Origin of the sequence: Stenotrophomonas indicatrix, assembly GCA_041545745.1 — a bacterium.
GTDB classification, from domain to species: Bacteria; Pseudomonadota; Gammaproteobacteria; order Xanthomonadales; family Xanthomonadaceae; genus Stenotrophomonas; species Stenotrophomonas indicatrix_A.
Genome location: CP168152.1, coordinates 3,354,265 through 3,370,891 on the forward strand (window position 1 = coordinate 3,354,265; position 16,627 = coordinate 3,370,891).

Sequence of the window (16,627 nt, forward strand, 5' to 3'; positions counted from 1 at the left end):
TCTGCGCGGCTGCCTCCTCCTTTACTTCGCAGGAGAGCCGGCAGTGGTGGCGGCGCTCGGCTTTCATGGCCTCTGTTGGCGCGCGCGATTCCGCAACGGGAGTGCCTGTCCTTGCGTGCGAAGTAAAGGAGGAGGCGATGGCCGTAGGCCGGCGCCGGGGGACATTCGCACGCAGGGACAGGCGCTCCCGCAGCAAGAGCATCTTCACGGCCCGCAAAAAAAACCCCGCCGAAGCGGGGTTCTCAACGCACTATCGAGTGGATCACTCGGCCGGAACGATGTTCGAGGCCTGGGCGCCCTTCGGGCCCTGGGTCACGTCGTAGGTGACCTTCTGGCCTTCCTGCAGACTGCGGAAGCCCTTGGAGTTGATCGCGGAGAAGTGCGCGAAGACGTCGGCGCTGCCGTCCTCCGGCGAGATGAAGCCAAATCCCTTGGCGTCGTTGAACCACTTGACGGTACCGTTCGGCATGGTGATGCGTGACCTTATGCAATGAATGGGTGGTGTACGCTGAACCCGCGCACAAGCTGAGTATGCAAAGCTTGTTACGCGAAGACAATCACCCCCGCGCCAATTCGCCGACCAGTTCCGGAAGTCCGTTGCTGGCGGCCTGCACATTGGCCAGTACTTCGGCCATGGTGATTTCCTCGCCGTCACCGCACCCGGCAGCCCAGTTGGCAACGATCGCCAGGCAGGCGTAATCCAGCCCCAGCTCGCGTGCCAGCGCCGCTTCGGGCATGCCGGTCATGCCTACCAGGTCGCAGCCATCGCGGCGCATGCGCGCGATTTCGGCGATGGTTTCCAGCCGCGGGCCCTGCGTTGCGCCGTAGCAACCGCCGTCGTGGACCTTCACACCGGTCACCTTCGCCGCCGCCAGGATCTTGCTGCGCAGCATCGGCGTGTACGGATGGCCGAAGTCGACGTGCACCACGTCGGTGCCTTCTTCTTCGCAGATCGTGCTGATACGACCCCAGGTGTAATCGATTACCTGATCCGGACAGGCCAGCACGCGCGGACCGAAATCGTCACCGATGCCACCCACGGTATTCAGTGCCAACACCCGTTGCGCACCGATCTGCTGCAGCGCGGCCAGGTTGGCGCGGTAGTTGATCTTGTGCGGCGGCAGCGAATGACCTTCACCGTGGCGCGCCAGGAAAGCCACGCGATGACCGAGCAATGTCCCGACCCGCACCGGGCCGGACGGCTGTCCGAAACGGGTCGAGACTTCGTGGGTCTGCACGTCGTCAAGCTTGGCCAGGTTGTACACACCGGTGCCGCCAATCACGGCCAGGGCGATCTGTTGCATGAAAAGCACTCCAGAGAAAAAAGAACGCCGGCACCCGAGGATGCCGGCGACAGGAAACGCAGGCCGCAGTCGGCCGCGTTGTTATTCCTTCATCGCGTAGATGGCCGGCACGCAGCGCAGGGTTTCGTTGACGTCCATGCCGAAACCGAACACGTAGCGATCCGGCAGTTCGATGCCGGCGTAGTCGGCGGTGACGTCCGGCAGCGCGCGATCGTGCTTCTTCACGGTCATCGCGGCAATGCGCACGTCGGTCGCGCCCTGCTCCAGGCACCAGGTGCGCACGCCCTGCAGGGTGTAACCCTCGTCGAGGATGTCATCGACCAGCAGCACGCGACGGCCGAACAGCGCGGTGGCCGGCTTGTGCTTCCACACCAGGTCGCCACCGGTGGTCTCGCCGCGGTAACGGGTGGCGTGCAGGTAATCGAACTGCACGTCCTGGCCGCGCGCGCCCAGCTCCAGTGCCAGCTGGCCTGCGAACGGAAGCGCACCATGCATGATCGACAGGAACAGCGGCACCTCGCCCTGGTAATCGCGCGCGATGGCGTCGGCGATGCCGGCAATGGCCTTGTCGATGGTGGGACGGTCGACCAGCAGGTCAGCTTGGGCCAGGGCCTGGGAAATGGTGAGGTTCGGCATCAGACGGTTCTTCCAAGGGTTTGAAGCAGACGGGATTGGGTGTCGCCATGGCGGGCATCGGCCAGCAGGCCATCCCAGCCAAGCGCGCCGCGGCCGAGCAGGCCCAGCAGCGCAGCGGTATTGAGGGAGCGTCCCTGCACCGCGTGCAGGGCTTCATCGACCAGTTCCGGGTGGCAGACCAGCACCACATCGCAGCCGGCATCCAGGTGCGCGTGCACGCGCGCCGGCACGCCGCCGGCGCTGTGCGAGGCGGCCATGCCGATGTCATCGGAGAACACCACGCCGCGGAAGCCGAGCTCGTCACGCAGGATCTGCTGGATCCAGCGCGGCGAGTAGCCAGCGGGTTCCGGCGCGACCTGCGGATAGATCACGTGCGCCATCATCACTGCATCGGCGCCGGCGGCGATACCGGCCGCGAACGGGACCAGATCCTGTGCGCGCAGCTCGTCCAGCGCGCGCGGATCGATCGCGGTGTCCACATGGGTGTCTTCCAGCACGGTGCCATGGCCGGGGAAATGCTTGAGGGTGGCGGCCATGCCGACCGCATGCATGCCACGCACGTAGGCGGCGGTGAATGCGGCCACGACCTGCGGGTCTTCACTGAAGGCACGGTTGCCGATGGCGCGATTGCCACGGCCAAGGTCAACCACCGGCGCGAAGCTCAGGTCCACACCGCTGGCACGCACTTCACTGGCCATCAGCCAGGCGTGCTGCTCGGCAAGCGCCAGTGCAGCGTCGGGGTCCTTGGCGTACTGGACACCAATGTCCTGCAGCGGCGGCAGCTCGCTGAAGCCCTCGCGGAAGCGCTGCACGCGCCCCCCTTCCTGGTCCACGCAGATCAACTGCGGACGCGGTACGGCAGCGCGGATTGCCGCCGACAGTTCGGTCACCTGCTGCCGCGAAGCGAAGTTGCGCTTGAACAGCACCACCCCGGCCACAGCATCGTGCTGCAGCCAGTCACGTTCCTGGGCGGTCAGTTCAGTACCGGCAACGCCGATCAGCAGCATGGTCGATCTCCACAACGGGCGCCCGCATGGCGCAGTGCCGCATTGTCGCAGAACCGGCCAACAGGCGCAGTGGTGAAAAAAGGGGACGGAGGGGATTAACGCGCAATCGACCCACTGGTGCCGAATACGACTTAATCCCCTCCGTCCCCTTTTGCGGTCCGGTCAGACCTTGCAGCCGTCCGCGCCGCAGGCGCCGCCGCTGCCATCCGGGGCATCCTGCGCGCCCTGCCCCGCCTGCTCGGCAGCAATCTGGCGCAGGGCGTTGGCGAAGGCTTCCGGGGGCTGGGCGCCGGAAACAGCCCAGCGGCCGTCGATGACGAAGGTGGGCACCGAGGAAATACCCAGGGCATGGGCCTGCGCCAGGCCCGCTTCCACTTCGGCCAGGCCACGATCGCCGGCCAGCATCTGCTGGATCTCATCTCCGCCCAGACCACCTGCGGCGCCGGCCTCGACCAGCACCGCCGGGTCGGCCAGATTCCGTCCATGCTCGAAGTGCGCCCGGAACAGCGCCTCGCCGACCGCCTCCTGCGCGCCATGCTGGCCAGCCAGCCACAGCAGGCGATGCGCCGGCAGCGTGGTTACCCGCACCTGGCCCTGGCTGAAGTCCATCGGCAGGCCCTCGGCCCGCGCGGTGGTCTGGGTCTGGCCAAGAATCTGCTCGGTGCGCTCGGCACCGCCGAACTTGCGCACATAGGCTTCCCGCAGCGGCACCGGGGTGGCGTCCGCATCCGGGTCGAGCTGGAACGGCTGCCAGTGGATTTCAAGTTCAGGCGCGTCGGCGCCCAGCAACTGCACACCCTGCTGGAAGCGACGCTTGCCGATCCAGCACCAAGGGCAGACCACGTCGGAGTAGATGTCGATTCTCATCACTGCGACATGTGGCCTGCTCGCCGCCGAAAAAAGGGGACGGAGGGAAATCAAGTCGCTACTCCCTTCGCCCCTGTTCCAGGCCTTCACCACTGTGAATAGGGATTATTGGCCAATGCCACGTTGTAGTAGCGCGCGTCGTCGGTCACTTCGGCGCCGATCCAGTCCGGCAGGTCGATCGCTTGGTCAGCGCTGTCGAGCTCGACTTCGGCCACCACCAGGCCGGCGTTGTCGCCAAGGAACTCGTCCACTTCCCAGGTCAGGCCGGCGTGCTGGACCAGGTGCCGGCGCTTGTCGATCAGGCCGCCGACGCACAGCGCCAGCAGGTCGCGCGCATCCTGCACTGGAATCGGGTAGTCGAACTCCTGCCGGGTATGGCCCAAGGTTCGCGACTTCAGGTTCAGGGCGGCCTTGTCGCCTTCGATGCGGACCCGCACCGAGGCGTTCTGGGTGCCGCGGTCGAGCGCCCCCAGATCGCTGATGTAGCCCTGCGCCATCGGAATGACCCGGTGCGCGGCGGTGCGCCACCCATCATGCGTGACGAGGAATTTGCGTTCGATTTCGATGCCCATGGGCACAGTATGCGACTCACGCCAGACGCTGCCTATCGGCGCAGCGACAGGCACGACTACACTGCGCGGCCCCCAACCAAGGAATGGTCGCTCATGACACTTCCCCGTCGTCTTCGCCGCTGTCTTGTCCTGTCGGCACTGCTGCCGTGTGTGGCCGCCAATGCCGCATCAACGGCGATGCCATCGCTGCAGCAGGCACAGGCTGCGATGGACCGGATGTTCGATCAGGCCATTGCCGATCGCCCCGCCAGCGACAGCAGCCGCCTGGTTGCCGAGACCTTCCGGCCCCGCCTGCAAGCCCTGGACAGCTGCGCGCCCGCCGAGGCCGGCGACGCCGTCGATTGCATCGCCACCGCCAGCGCAGGCATCAATTCGCGACCGCAGCTGCTGCGGTTGGCTCTGGTGGGCGGCGTGTGGACCCTGCCTGACCAGCGCGATGTCCCCGTTCCGGCGCCGCCGAAGGATCGGGTGCAGGCCCTGCTGCGGGAACGGATCGCCGTACAGGCGCAGCAGCAGGCCGACCCCACCCTGCGCGCACGCTACGAGCAGGCGGCCGGCACCTTGCAGGTGCAGGAAGTGAGGAGCTGCGACGTTGCCAGCGACAGGGCCGTCATCGAATGCACGGTGCGCGCGGGCGATGGCAACGAGCAAGGCGAGCAGTCCATGGCCTTCGTGCGCGTGGACGGCCAGTGGCAGAACGCCCCGGGCGACTGACCGCGTTGCTTCCGTGCAAACGGCAAGGCAGGCGCCGGGCAGCCCCCGGCGCCGCAGGCATCAACGTTTTTCGAACACCGCGATGCTTTCCACGTGCGCGGTATGCGGGAACATGTCCATCGCACCGGCGCTGACCAGGGTGAAGCCCTGTTCGTTGACCAGGTAACCGGCATCGCGGGCCAGCGAGCCTGGATGGCAGCTGACATAGACGATGCGCTTGAACTGCTTCAACGGCAGCTGCTGCAGCACTTCGATGGCGCCCGAACGCGGCGGATCCAGCAGCAGCTTGTCGAAGCCCTGGCGCATCCACGGCGTGCTGCGCTGGTCCTGGGTCAGGTCGGCGCTGTAGAACTGCGCATTGGCCAGTCCGTTGTGCTCGGCGTTCTCGCGCGCACGCGCCACCAGCCCGGCATCACCTTCCACGCCCACCACTTCGCGCACCTTGCGTGCCAGCGGCAGGGTGAAGTTGCCCAGGCCACAGAACAGGTCCAGCACGCGCTCGTCGGCACCCGGTTCAAGCAGGTCCAGCGCGTGGGCGATCATCTTCTCGTTGAGCTTGGCATTGACCTGGATGAAATCCAGCGGACGGAACGCCAGTTCGACATCCCACGGCGCCAGCCGGAACGACAGCGCCACGCCCTGCCCGTCCAGCGGCTGCACGGTATCCACGCCGCCCGACTGCAGGTAGATGACAAAGCCCTGCTGTTGGCCAAAGGCCGCCCAGGCTGCGCGATCGGCGCCACTCAGCGGCTGCAGGTGGCGCACGGTCAGCACCACCGCCTGGTCACCGGCGATGAACTCGATCTGCGGGATGTCGCGCTTGCCGTCCAGCGATTCGATGAAGGTCGACAGCACCTCCACCTTGGTGCCGATTTCCGGAATCACGGTCAGGCACTGCTGCAGGTCCGCGACGAAGCGCGGGTCCTGCTCGCGGAAGCCGACCAGGGTCTTGTCCTTCTTCTCGACCCGGCGCACCGAGAACCGGCCCTTGCGGCGGTAGCCCCAGCTGTCACCCACCAGCGGCGGCAGCACGGTGCCCGGCTTCACATGGCCGATGCGCTCCAGGTTGTCCATCAGCACGCGCTGCTTGGCGACGATCTGCTGGTCTTCGTCCAGGTGCTGCAGCACGCAGCCGGCGCAGGTGCCGAAATGCGGGCACTTGGGGGTCACCCGCTGCGGCGAGGCCTGCAGCACTTCCACCGTGCGCGCCTCATCGAAGTGGCGGCTGCGGGCGGTCTGTTCGGCCATCACCACTTCGCCCGGCAGGGCGCCGCTGATGAAGGTGACCTTGCCGCCCTCGCCTTCACGGCGGGCAACACCGCGACCATCATGGCTGAGGTCGAGGATCTCGGTCTGGAAGGGAGTACGGTCGATGCGGGAGCGGGATCGGGCCACGTGGCAACAGGCTGCGGGCAAAAGTGGGGGCGTATTGTCGCAGATCCTGACCAGCAGGGCCGCTGGCCGCTTGCGCCCGCCGCCGCCGTGCTTGATGATTGACCCCAGCTGACATGGAGGCAGCCCTGATGCAGATGACCCCGCGGGCCAGTCGACCCCGCTTCCTGCTTGTCGAGGACGACATCATCAGCCGCGGTTTTTTCAAAGCGGCGTTGGAAACGTTACCAGCGGATGTGGATACCGCCGACTCACTGGCCAGCGCCTTGGCGCGCGCCGAGCCCGGTGCCCACGATCTGTGGCTGATCGACGTCAACCTGCCCGATGGCAATGGTGCCCAGCTGTTGCACCAGTTGCGCCGCTCGCATCCGGACACCCCGGCGCTGGCGCACACCGCCGACGGCGATGCCGCCATTCACGCACGCCTGCGCGAGGCTGGCTTCAGCGATACCCTGGTCAAACCGCTGGGTCGCGACCAGCTGCTGAAGGCGGTCCGTCGTGCGCTGGTCAACAGCCCCGCCGGCTCCACAGTGCCGCCAGCGGCGGTCGAGCTGGCGCTGGAGGACTGGGATGAAACCGCCGCTCTGGCCGCGCTCAATGGCCAGCGCAACCACCTGATCGCCCTGCGCGAACTGTTCCTGGCCGAACTGCCGGGCGTGCGCGACGCGGTCGAACAGGCCGTGGACCAGCACGACGAGCGCCAGCTGCGCAGCCAGCTGCACCGGTTGCAGGCCAGCTGCGGGTTCGTGGGTGCAGCGCGACTGGCACGCGCGGTGCGGCAGCTGCACCACACGCCCGAATCGGGGCAGGCACAGGCGGTGTTCCGCGCCGCCGTAGCGGCTCTGCTGCACTAAGAGGGGTTCGGCCGGGCTGCGCCCGGCACCCGCAGAGGCAACAGCCGGAGCAACGGCCAAAGCCAAAGCGGCTTCCTGCGGGATGGCGGGGCGGCATGGGCTGGCAGGACACGCCGTAAACCCATCCATGGGGGCTCGATGGCGCCATCCATGGCGCCAACGGTCCTGCCAACCCATGCCGCCCCACCCCTGACAGTTTCCCGGTGTCTGGTAGATCCACGCCATGCGTGGATGAATCTCCATCGAAATCGAATATTTCGAGAATTGAACGAAGAGCATCCACGCATGGCGTGGATCTACGCGTCGACCAAGGTCGACACCTACCAGAGCCGGAAGCCGTTCCGACAGCTCGCGGACAATTGTCGAAGGCGGGGTGGGTCCGGTGGCAGGGGCGTGAGCCGCATGGATGCGGCGACCGAGCCTACAGGGACGTATTTACGGCGTCCCCTGCCACCGGGCCCACCCCGCCTACCCACGGATAACCAGCTCTTGCCGTTGACGTTGACGTTGATTCGGCAGGTGCAGGGCTGCAAGCCCTGCCGAACACCCCTCAACGCCTGGGCGCGAGCTGCTCCAGCATCTCCCACGATTTCAGGCCGCGTGCGCCAAGGTGATGAGCCAGCACCCGCCGCATCGGCAGCCGCAGGCTGGCCAGATCGGCTGCGTCCGGCTCGTCGTCGGCCGCCAGGGCCAACAGTGCTGAGCCAGTAGCCGCTGCACCACGCTCGCCGCCGCGCTCGCTGAGCAGGCGCTGCGGTCCTTCCTGCGGGTCCAGTTCATAACGCGCCGCCGGGTCGATCGGCTGGCCATCGCTGGCAGTCTCCAGATCGAAGCCCACGCCCAGTGCCGCCAGCAGCTCGCGCTCGAAACGGCGCAGGGTCCAGGCCAATCCGGCACCCACGGCCAGGCGTGCACGCGCTTCGCCGTAGGCCAGGTATAACTCCGGCAACGGATCCTGGCGCGGCGCCAGGCGCAGGGTCAGTTCACTCAAATAGAACCCGGCCAGCATGGCCTGGCCGAGCAGGCGCGGCGCCACATCCAGCGCTTCAGCACCGCGCAGCTGGGCCAGTTCGCCACGTTGCAGCGCGCTGAAGCGGATCCACTGCAGGGGCTGCAGGGCCGCTCGCAGCACCTGGCCCTTGGCCGTGGAAACACCACGCGCGAGCAGGCCGATCCGGCCGTGCTCGGCGCTCAATACCTCGACCAGCAGGCTGGTCTCGCGATAGGCCCGCGCATGCAGCACGAAGCCGGTGTCGTCCTCGATCAGCATCGAAGCGACCGTCGCGGCTTAGTCGTAGCCGAAGGCCTTCAGCGCGGCCTCGTCATCGGACCAGCCCTCACGCACGCGCACCCAGGTTTCCAGGAACACCTTGGCCCCGAACAGACGCTCCATCTGCAGGCGGGACTTGGCCCCGATCTCCTTCAGGCGGGTACCGCCCTTGCCGATCACGATCGCCTTCTGGCCTTCGCGCTCGACCCAGATCACCGCACCGATGCGCAGCAGGTTGCCGTCCTCGGTGAAGCGCTCGATCTCCACCGTGGTGGCGTACGGCAGCTCTTCGCCCAACTGGCGCATCAGCTGTTCACGCACCAGTTCGCCAGCCAGGAAACGCTGGCTGCGGTCGGTGATTTCGTCTTCGCCGAACATCGGCGGGGCTTCCGGCAACAGCGCCAGCACATCACGGACCAGGGCTTCCAGGCCGTTGCGCTTCTGCGCCGAAATCGGATGCACCGACGAGAAGTCACGGCCGGCGGTCACTTCCTGCAGGAACGGCAGCAGCGCCCCCTTGTCCTTCATGCGGTCGATCTTGTTGACCACCAGCACCACCGGGATACCGGCGTCGCGCAGCACGTTGAAAGCCAGGCTGTCCTCTTCGTCCCAGCGACCGGCTTCGATCACCAGCAGGCCGGCGTCGACGCCTTCCAGCGAACCGCGGGCAGCGCGGTTCATGACCCGGTTCATCGCACGCTTCTGCACCTTGTGCAGACCGGGCGTGTCGACCAGCACCAGCTGCCCTTCCGGGTAGGTGGCGATGCCCAGCAGGCGGTGACGGGTGGTCTGCGGCCGGTTGGACACGATGCTGACCTTGGCCCCGACCAAGGCATTGGTCAGGGTCGATTTGCCCACGTTCGGGCGGCCGATGACGGCCACGCTGCCGCAATGATGGGGGGTTTGTTCGCTCACTTGGAATCCAGTTGTTCAAGGACGGCCGCAGCCGCTTGTTGTTCGGCGATCCGCCGCGAGGAGCCTTCGCCCTCGGTGCTGGCGGCGGGGTCGGCTACGTTGCAGCGTACCCGGAAGTGTTTGGCGTGGTCGTCACCGGATTCTGACACCAGTTCGTACTGTGGCAACGCCTTCTGTCGGCCCTGCAGCCATTCCTGCAGGCGGGTCTTGGGGTCCTTCTCCGGTCGCCCGGTGGCCGGCAGCGCCTCCATCGAGGCGGCAAACCAGGGCAGGACCATCGCCCGGCAGGCTTCAAAGCCGGCATCCAGGTAGATCGCCGCAACCACGGCCTCGAATGCATCGGCCAGGGTCGAGTCGCGGCGATGACCGCCGGACTTCATTTCGCCAGGCCCCATGGTCAGCCGGTCACCCAGCTGAAGAGTGCGCGCGATCACCGCCAGCGCACCCTCGCGCACCAGCTCGGCGCGGGCGCGGGTCATCGCGCCTTCGTCCGCCTTGGGCCAGCGCAGGTACAACGCCTCGGCGACCATCATGTTGACGATGCTGTCGCCGAGGAACTCCAGCCGCTCGTTATGCGGCGCGCCGGCACTGCGATGGGTCAGCGCCTGCTTGAGCAGGCCTGGATCGCGGAAGGTGTGACCGATCAGGTCTTCACGTTGGAAAGATTTATTCGGCACCGCTACGGGTCAGGTCCTGGGAAGAATCGAATTTGCCAACCACATCCAGGTTGCCGACCAGTTGGCGGCGCACTTCGTAGTTGACCTTGAGGGTCCAGCCATTGTCGCGACGGTCGAACTTGACGTTGGCCGGCTTCACGTTGTCCGAGTAGTTGATGTACAGCCGCTTGAAGAACAGGTCCTGGATGTTGGCCGGCGCCATGCTGCCGATGCCGGGTTCCTTGGCCAGGCTCTTCATCGCCGAGCGCACCGCGTAATACTCCTGGTACATCGGGAACAGCTTCATGCCGATGTAGAGGAAGAAGCCAACCACGATCAGGACCGTCAGGAACGAGGTCAGGGTCATGCCGCGCTGCGTGTTCATCGTCTTCATTGCGTTCTCCCCAGATACGCGAGTGGATGTGAAGTCAGTTGATGCTCGAGCCGATCCGCGACGGTTCGAAACCATCCTTGCAGAACCAGCCCTGGCAGTTCAGCCAGATCAGGAATGCCTTGCCGCGCAGGTTCTCTTCCGGCAGCAGGCCCCAGAAACGGCCGTCGTCGCTGTTGTCGCGATTGTCGCCCATCACCAGGTACTTGCCGGCCGGTACGGTCCACTGGCCCTGGCCACGCGGATAGTCGGTCTCCAGCACGGTATGGGTACGGCCCGGCAGGTGCTCGACCAGCAGGTTGGCGCCCTCGCCCTGGCCCTTGTGGCCGGCGTAGATGCCCTTGCTGTCGTACTTCAGCGGCTCGCCGTTGAGGATCACACCGTCGCCTTCGAACACGATGGTGTCGCCCGGCACGCCGATCACGCGCTTGATGAAGTTCTCGCCCTTGGCCGGATCGTTGTCGCCATGGCCGGGGAAGTGGAACACCACCACGTCGCCGCGGGCCGGATCACCGACCGGCACGAAGCGGGTATTGGTGATCGGCAGGCGCAGGCCATAGGAGAACTTGTTGACCAGGATGAAATCGCCGATCAGCAGGTTCGGCATCATCGAGCTGGACGGGATCTTGTACGGCTCGGCGATGAAGCTGCGCACGATCAGCACGATCGCCAGCACCGGGAAGAACGCACGCGAGTAGTCCACCAGCACCGGCTCGGTGTCGAGCAGGCCGGCGCGCTGGGCGCGACGCTTGGCCAGGTACAGCTTGTCGGCCAGCAGGATCAGGCCGGAGGCCAGGGTCAGCACGACCAGGAGGATCTCAAACAGTTTCATTCAGGGTCCTTTGCAACGTCACCGGACGATCGGCCCGAAGGCCGGTTTCGGGGCTTATTTGTTGTCCATCTGCAGCACGGCCAGGAAGGCTTCCTGCGGAATTTCCACGCGGCCGACCTGCTTCATGCGCTTCTTGCCTTCCTTCTGCTTTTCCAGAAGCTTCTTCTTGCGCGAAACGTCGCCACCATAGCACTTGGCCAGAACGTTCTTGCGCATGGCCTTGACCGTGGTGCGCGAGATGATCTGCGAGCCGACGGCCGCCTGGATGGCAACGTCGAACTGCTGGCGCGGGATCAGGTCCTTCATCTTCTCGCACAGCTCGCGACCACGACGATCGGCATGGCTGCGGTGCACGATCAGCGACAGCGCATCGACCTTGTCGCCATTGATCAGCACGTCCACGCGCACGAACGGACCGGCATCGAAGCGCACGAAGTGATAGTCCAGCGAGGCATAGCCACGGCTGACCGACTTCAGCTTGTCGAAGAAGTCCAGCACCACTTCGGCCATCGGCAGCTCGTAGCTGATCTGCACCTGGCTGCCCAGGTAGTTGATGCCGAGCTGGCTGCCACGCTTTTCTTCGCACAGCTTGATGATGTTGCCGATGTACTCCTCGGGGGTGAGCACGTTGGCGCGGATGATCGGCTCGCGGATCTCCTGCACATGGTTCACCGGCGGCAGCTTGGCCGGGTTGTCCATGTTGATGATCGTGCCATCGGTCTTCAGCACTTCATACACCACCGTCGGCGCGGTGCTGATCAGGTCCAGGTTGTATTCGCGTTCCAGGCGTTCCTGCACGATTTCCATGTGCAGCATGCCGAGGAAGCCGCAGCGGAAACCGAAGCCCATCGCTTCGGAGCTTTCCGGCTCGAAGCGCAGCGCGGCATCGTTCAGGCGCAGCTTGTCCAGCGCCTCGCGCAGGTCCGGGTAATCCTCGGCATCGACCGGGAACAGGCCGGCGAACACGCGCGGCTGCATTTCCTGGAAGCCCGGCAGCGGCTTCGGCGCGGGATCCGCAGCGAGGGTGAGGGTGTCACCGACGGGCGCGCCGTGCACGTCCTTGATGCTGGCGGTGACCCAGCCCACTTCGCCCGCACGCAGTGCCGGCAGCACCTTGCGCTTGGGGGTGAACACACCGACGTTGTCGACCTGGTGGTTGCGGCCGGTGGACATCACCTGCAGCTTGTCGCCGGCCTTGATCTCGCCCTGCATCACGCGCACCAGCGAGACCACGCCCAGGTAGTTGTCGAACCACGAGTCGATGATCAGCGCCTGCAGCTTGTCGGTATCACGCGGCACCGGCGGCGGAATGCGATGCACGATCGCTTCCAGCACGTCGACCACGTTCAGGCCGGTCTTGGCACTGACCGGGACTGCGTCGCTGGCATCGATGCCGATCACGGCCTCGATCTCGGCCTTGGCACGCTCGATATCGGCGGTGGGCAGGTCGATCTTGTTGATCACCGGCACCACTTCCAGCCCCTGCTCCACGGCGGTGTAGCAGTTGGCCACCGACTGCGCCTCCACACCCTGCGCCGCATCGACCACCAGCAGCGCGCCCTCGCAGGCGGCCAGCGAGCGGCTGACTTCATAGGAGAAGTCGACGTGGCCGGGGGTGTCGATGAAGTTCAGATGGTAGGTCTGGCCGTCCTTCGCCACGTACGGCAGCGACACCGACTGCGCCTTGATGGTGATGCCACGCTCGCGCTCGATCGGGTTGGAGTCGAGCACCTGCGCTTCCATCTCGCGCGCCTGGAGGCCGCCACAGAGCTGGATGATGCGGTCGGCCAGCGTGGACTTGCCGTGGTCGACGTGGGCGATGATGGAGAAGTTGCGGATGTTCCGCATCGAATCAGAGGACATAGAGAGGTGGCGGCGGCGCGCGGCGTCGTCAGGGTAACGGTCGATTATCGCACGCCCGGAGGGTAGCCGCGTGGTTGGCCTGTCCGGGCAAGCCCCGGAATGGCCGAAGCCCCGCCAGGGCGGGGCTTTGGGGGTACCACAAGGACCGCCGTGAAGGCGGACATGCGTTGTTACGGTCCGGCCTTGACCGCCACAAAGGCGCTGTTGCCGCTGCCGGTACGGACCAGCAGCATGACCACGTCGCCCTTTTTGTACCCGGACAGCGCACGGTTCAGGGTTTCGACGCTGCCGACCGGGGTGCTGGCCACCTGCAGGATCACCATGCCGCCCGACAGGCCGGCATCACGGGCGCCCTCGCCCTTCACTGCGGTGATGCGGACGCCTTCGCCCGCCTCCAGGCCCAGCTGCTTGCGCTGCGGCGCGGTCAGGTCGGCAACCTCCAACCCAAGCAGGGCATTGGCCCCGGTCTGCGGCGCTGCCGTGTCATTGCCTGCGGAGGGGCTGCGGGCATTGCCCTGCGCATCCTCTGCCAAAGCGGTCAGGGTCGCGCTCAGGTCACGCGGCTTGCCGTCGCGGATGACGCCCAGAGTGACCCGGCTGCCCGGTGCCATCGCACCGATCAGCGGCGGCAGATCGGACCAGCTGTTGACCGGCGCACCGTTGACCGTGCGGATCACGTCACCGATCTTGACCCCGGCCTTGGCCGCGGCACTGTCCGGCACGATCTGGTTGACCAGCGCACCACGGCTATCGGGCAGGCCCATCGCCTGTGCCTTCAGGCCGTCGATTTCCTGGACCACCGCGCCGAGCTGGCCACGGGTCACCTTGCCGCTCTTCTTGATCTGCTCGACCGCGCTCATCGCCAGATCGATCGGGATCGCAAAGCTGATGCCCATGTAGCCGCCCGAGGCCGAGAAGATCTGCGAGTTGATGCCGACCACTTCGCCACGGGTATTCAGCAGCGGGCCGCCGGAGTTGCCTTGATTGATCGCCACGTCTGTCTGGATGAAAGGCACATAGCGCTGGTCCGGCCCACCGGTGTTGCGGCCGAGGGCACTGACCACGCCGGCGGTGACGGAGTGGTCGAGGCCGAACGGCGAACCGATCGCGACAACCCACTGACCGGGCTTCAGGCTGTTGGAATCACCCACGCGCACGGTCGGCAGGTTCTTGCCGTCGATCTTCAGCAGGGCGACGTCGTACTGCTGGTCGCTGCCGACCACCTTGGCGGTGAACTCGCGACGATCACCGAGCTTGACCTTCACTTCACTGGCGTCGGCGACCACGTGGTAATTGGTCAGCACGTAGCCGTCAGGCGAAATGATGAAGCCCGAGCCCATGCCGCGGCCCTTGATGCTGGGTCCGCCGTCCTGGCCGCCGGGGCCCTGCCCCGGCATCGGGAAATCCGGGCCGAAGAAGCGGCGGAAGAATTCAGGCATCTCGTCATCACCCGGGCCCATGCCGCCGCGTGCCTGGCGGTTGCTGCGGACGATGGTGGTGTCGACGTTGACCACACCGGGGCCGACCTGCTCGACCAGATTGGTGAAGTCAGGCAGGCCGCTGACCAGCGGCTGCGCCGGTGCGCGCGGCGCCGCAGCAGCGGCTGCGGCCTGCGGCTGGGCGGCAGGCGCCGCCGGTTGGGCACAGGCCACCAGCGGCAGGGTCAGGGCGAACAGGCCAATGGCATGTGTGCGCAGTCGGGGAGTCATCGGACGGCAACCTCCGGGTCGGATGGAAAGGGAAAAATGCGCCCCGCCGACGGCGGGGCGTGGGACGGTACCCGGCTCAGTCGCGCGGGCGTGGCGACGCCGGCAGGTCGTCCTGCAGGCGTGGCTCGAATGGATAGAACGCGGCGCCACCGGCATGGGCCGGGAAGCTGGCATTGAGAGCGCCAGCGGCGGCGGGCGCCAGGCTGGAACGCGGCCACGGCCGTGCCTGCAGGCTGCCGACCTCGCCAAATGGCAGGTTGCGCGCGCTACTGGCGGGCACGGTCGGGGTCAGCGGCGCCTGGCTGGCGACCGCGCGCAGCGGTGCGTCATCGCGCTGGGCCACGCGTGCGGCCTGCTGGCTGCGGGTGGCGCTGGCGCGGCGCGCGTCCTGGCGACGGCTGGCCGCTGCCATGGCCACCGCCGGCACGCTGGCCACGGCCATCGCGGCGGTGTCCACCGATGCCTCGGTGACAGCCGCAGGCTGCCCGGATGCCGGTGGCAACTGCGCCTGGCTGGCGATCACCTGCGGTGCGGAGACATCGACGGGGGGCGCCTCCTGCAGCTTTTCGCGGCCGACGAACAGCGCCACGGCAGCAACCGAAGCAGCCAGTGCGCCACCACCCCAAGCACGCCAACCACTGCGGCGGGCCTGACGCTTCGGCTCGGCCAGCGGTGCAGGCTCGGCGGCGATGGCGGCAGCCACGGCGGCACTGAAACCGGCCGGTGCCAGCAGCGACGCCTGGCCGCGCATGACATCACCCAACAGGTGCCAGCGTTCCTGGCAGCCGGCCAGTTCCGGATCGTGTTCCATGCGGCGCACCAGGAAGCGCGCCTCATCTGCACCCAGTTCGCCGTCGACCAGCGCCGACAGCTGCTGGCGATGGCGTTCGTCCAGGCGTTGCCCGGCGGGAGACTGGTGGTTGTGCGATTCGTTGTTCGGAATGCGGGTCATATACGGTTCTTCTCGCGGGTGGCACTGCCGATGTCCAACAGCGGCCGGAGTTCGGTGTCGATCGCCTCGCGCGCCCGGAAGATCCGGGAACGCACGGTGCCGATCGGACACCCCATCTTCTGCGCGATTTCCTCGTAGCTCAGGCCTTCCACCTCGCGCAGGGTGATCGCTGACCGGAGTTCTTCCGGCAGCGCATTGACGGCCTTCATCACCGTCTGTTCCAGTTCCTGGCGCATCAACTCGCGCTCGGGCGTGTCGGTGTCGCGCAGGCGAGTGCCGCTGTCGAACTGCTCGGCGTCGCCGATGTCGATGTCATCGGTCGGCGGGCGGCGATTGTGCGAAGCCAGGTGATTTTTGGCGGTATTCACGGCGATCCGATGCAACCAGGTTGAGAACTGGGCGTCGCCGCGGAAGCTTCCAATCGCACGGTAAGCACGGATGAAAGTGTCCTGGGCCACGTCCTGACATTCACTCCAGTCGGCGATGTAGCGACCGACCAGGGCCACGACCCGATGCTGGTACTTGCGCACCAGGACATCAAAGGCGGCACTCTCGCCGTGCTGCACGCGCCGGACCAGTTCCAGATCCAGCTCCTGAGGTGTATCAACATCGGCCATGAGGGGCCGCACTCCTGTCAGCCCAACCGACGTCGGGCAATGAGACTGCCAATCCCGGGAAAAGTTCAGTCGCCGA

General features: G+C 66.5%; 18 protein-coding genes. 2 read left to right on the forward strand and 16 right to left on the reverse strand.

Annotated elements, in window-relative coordinates; genetic code table 11:
• Nucleotides 1–262 precede the first annotated feature (262 nt).
• The 6 genes from cspE to ACEF39_RS15445 all read right to left on the reverse strand — a co-directional run bounded on the left by cspE (nucleotide 263) and on the right by ACEF39_RS15445 (nucleotide 4,386).
• On the reverse strand, nucleotides 263–469 hold the full coding sequence (gene cspE, locus ACEF39_RS15420; protein WP_019183439.1) for a transcription antiterminator/RNA stability regulator CspE: 207 nt from the start codon (nucleotides 467–469) through the stop codon (nucleotides 263–265).
• An 88-nt stretch (nucleotides 470–557) separates the two neighbouring features.
• Entirely contained in the window at nucleotides 558–1,304 is a 747-nt protein-coding gene (locus ACEF39_RS15425; protein ID WP_099818943.1) for an S-methyl-5'-thioinosine phosphorylase, read from the reverse strand.
• Nucleotides 1,305–1,385: 81 nt separating this feature from the next.
• Entirely contained in the window at nucleotides 1,386–1,940 is a 555-nt protein-coding gene (locus tag ACEF39_RS15430; protein WP_025879180.1) for a hypoxanthine-guanine phosphoribosyltransferase, read from the reverse strand.
• Nucleotides 1,940–2,947, reverse strand: a complete 1,008-nt coding sequence (gene nagZ / locus ACEF39_RS15435; protein ID WP_500285677.1) for a beta-N-acetylhexosaminidase — start codon at nucleotides 2,945–2,947, stop codon at nucleotides 1,940–1,942. Before nagZ ends, ACEF39_RS15430 begins: the two co-directional genes overlap by 1 nt.
• A 162-nt stretch (nucleotides 2,948–3,109) precedes the next feature.
• On the reverse strand, nucleotides 3,110–3,814 hold the full coding sequence (locus ACEF39_RS15440) for a DsbA family oxidoreductase (protein WP_500285678.1): 705 nt from the start codon (nucleotides 3,812–3,814) through the stop codon (nucleotides 3,110–3,112).
• Nucleotides 3,815–3,900: 86 nt separating this feature from the next.
• On the reverse strand, nucleotides 3,901–4,386 hold the full coding sequence (locus ACEF39_RS15445) for a CYTH domain-containing protein (protein WP_500285679.1): 486 nt from the start codon (nucleotides 4,384–4,386) through the stop codon (nucleotides 3,901–3,903).
• Between the two features lie 93 nt (nucleotides 4,387–4,479).
• Here ACEF39_RS15445 and ACEF39_RS15450 point away from each other — a divergent pair, with 93 nt between their 5' ends.
• Nucleotides 4,480–5,100 carry a hypothetical protein gene (locus ACEF39_RS15450; protein WP_500285680.1) on the forward strand — a complete coding sequence of 207 codons (621 nt, stop codon included), beginning with the start codon at nucleotides 4,480–4,482 and terminating at the stop codon, nucleotides 5,098–5,100.
• Between the two features lie 60 nt (nucleotides 5,101–5,160).
• On the opposite strand, the gene rlmD is transcribed toward ACEF39_RS15450, so the two are convergent.
• Nucleotides 5,161–6,495 carry a 23S rRNA (uracil(1939)-C(5))-methyltransferase RlmD gene (gene rlmD, locus ACEF39_RS15455; RefSeq protein ID WP_500285681.1) on the reverse strand — a complete coding sequence of 445 codons (1,335 nt, stop codon included), beginning with the start codon at nucleotides 6,493–6,495 and terminating at the stop codon, nucleotides 5,161–5,163.
• 128 nt (nucleotides 6,496–6,623) lie between these two features.
• Between rlmD and ACEF39_RS15460 the strand changes: the two genes are divergently transcribed.
• A complete protein-coding gene (locus ACEF39_RS15460) occupies nucleotides 6,624–7,346 on the forward strand; it encodes an Hpt domain-containing response regulator (RefSeq protein WP_089238050.1) in 723 nt (240 codons plus the stop codon).
• 550 nt (nucleotides 7,347–7,896) lie between these two features.
• Here the strand turns inward: ACEF39_RS15460 and recO are convergent.
• The 9 genes from recO to rpoE all read right to left on the reverse strand — a co-directional run bounded on the left by recO (nucleotide 7,897) and on the right by rpoE (nucleotide 16,551).
• Nucleotides 7,897–8,616, reverse strand: a complete 720-nt coding sequence (recO, locus tag ACEF39_RS15465) for a DNA repair protein RecO (RefSeq protein WP_500285682.1) — start codon at nucleotides 8,614–8,616, stop codon at nucleotides 7,897–7,899.
• An 18-nt stretch (nucleotides 8,617–8,634) separates the two neighbouring features.
• Nucleotides 8,635–9,531, reverse strand: a complete 897-nt coding sequence (gene era / locus ACEF39_RS15470; RefSeq protein ID WP_500285683.1) for a GTPase Era — start codon at nucleotides 9,529–9,531, stop codon at nucleotides 8,635–8,637.
• Nucleotides 9,528–10,208 carry a ribonuclease III gene (gene rnc, locus ACEF39_RS15475; protein ID WP_236512326.1) on the reverse strand — a complete coding sequence of 227 codons (681 nt, stop codon included), beginning with the start codon at nucleotides 10,206–10,208 and terminating at the stop codon, nucleotides 9,528–9,530. The genes era and rnc overlap by 4 nt, the downstream gene beginning before the upstream one ends.
• Nucleotides 10,198–10,581 (reverse strand): DUF4845 domain-containing protein, encoded by a 384-nt coding sequence (locus ACEF39_RS15480; RefSeq protein WP_089236423.1) that lies wholly within the window; start codon nucleotides 10,579–10,581, stop codon nucleotides 10,198–10,200. The genes rnc and ACEF39_RS15480 overlap by 11 nt, the downstream gene beginning before the upstream one ends.
• Nucleotides 10,582–10,615: 34 nt before the next feature.
• Nucleotides 10,616–11,410 (reverse strand): signal peptidase I, encoded by a 795-nt coding sequence (gene lepB / locus ACEF39_RS15485; protein ID WP_500285684.1) that lies wholly within the window; start codon nucleotides 11,408–11,410, stop codon nucleotides 10,616–10,618.
• A gap of 54 nt (nucleotides 11,411–11,464) precedes the next feature.
• On the reverse strand, nucleotides 11,465–13,258 hold the full coding sequence (gene lepA / locus ACEF39_RS15490) for a translation elongation factor 4 (RefSeq protein WP_162291979.1): 1,794 nt from the start codon (nucleotides 13,256–13,258) through the stop codon (nucleotides 11,465–11,467).
• 185 nt (nucleotides 13,259–13,443) lie between these two features.
• A complete protein-coding gene (locus tag ACEF39_RS15495; RefSeq protein ID WP_500285685.1) occupies nucleotides 13,444–14,982 on the reverse strand; it encodes a DegQ family serine endoprotease in 1,539 nt (512 codons plus the stop codon).
• Nucleotides 14,983–15,058: 76 nt separating this feature from the next.
• Complete coding sequence (locus ACEF39_RS15500; protein ID WP_500285686.1) at nucleotides 15,059–15,934, reverse strand: sigma-E factor negative regulatory protein; 876 nt, start codon at nucleotides 15,932–15,934, stop codon at nucleotides 15,059–15,061.
• Nucleotides 15,931–16,551, reverse strand: coding sequence for an RNA polymerase sigma factor RpoE (gene rpoE, locus ACEF39_RS15505; protein ID WP_280884841.1), 621 nt, complete (start codon nucleotides 16,549–16,551; stop codon nucleotides 15,931–15,933). The genes ACEF39_RS15500 and rpoE overlap by 4 nt, the downstream gene beginning before the upstream one ends.
• Nucleotides 16,552–16,627: the final 76 nt, after the last annotated feature.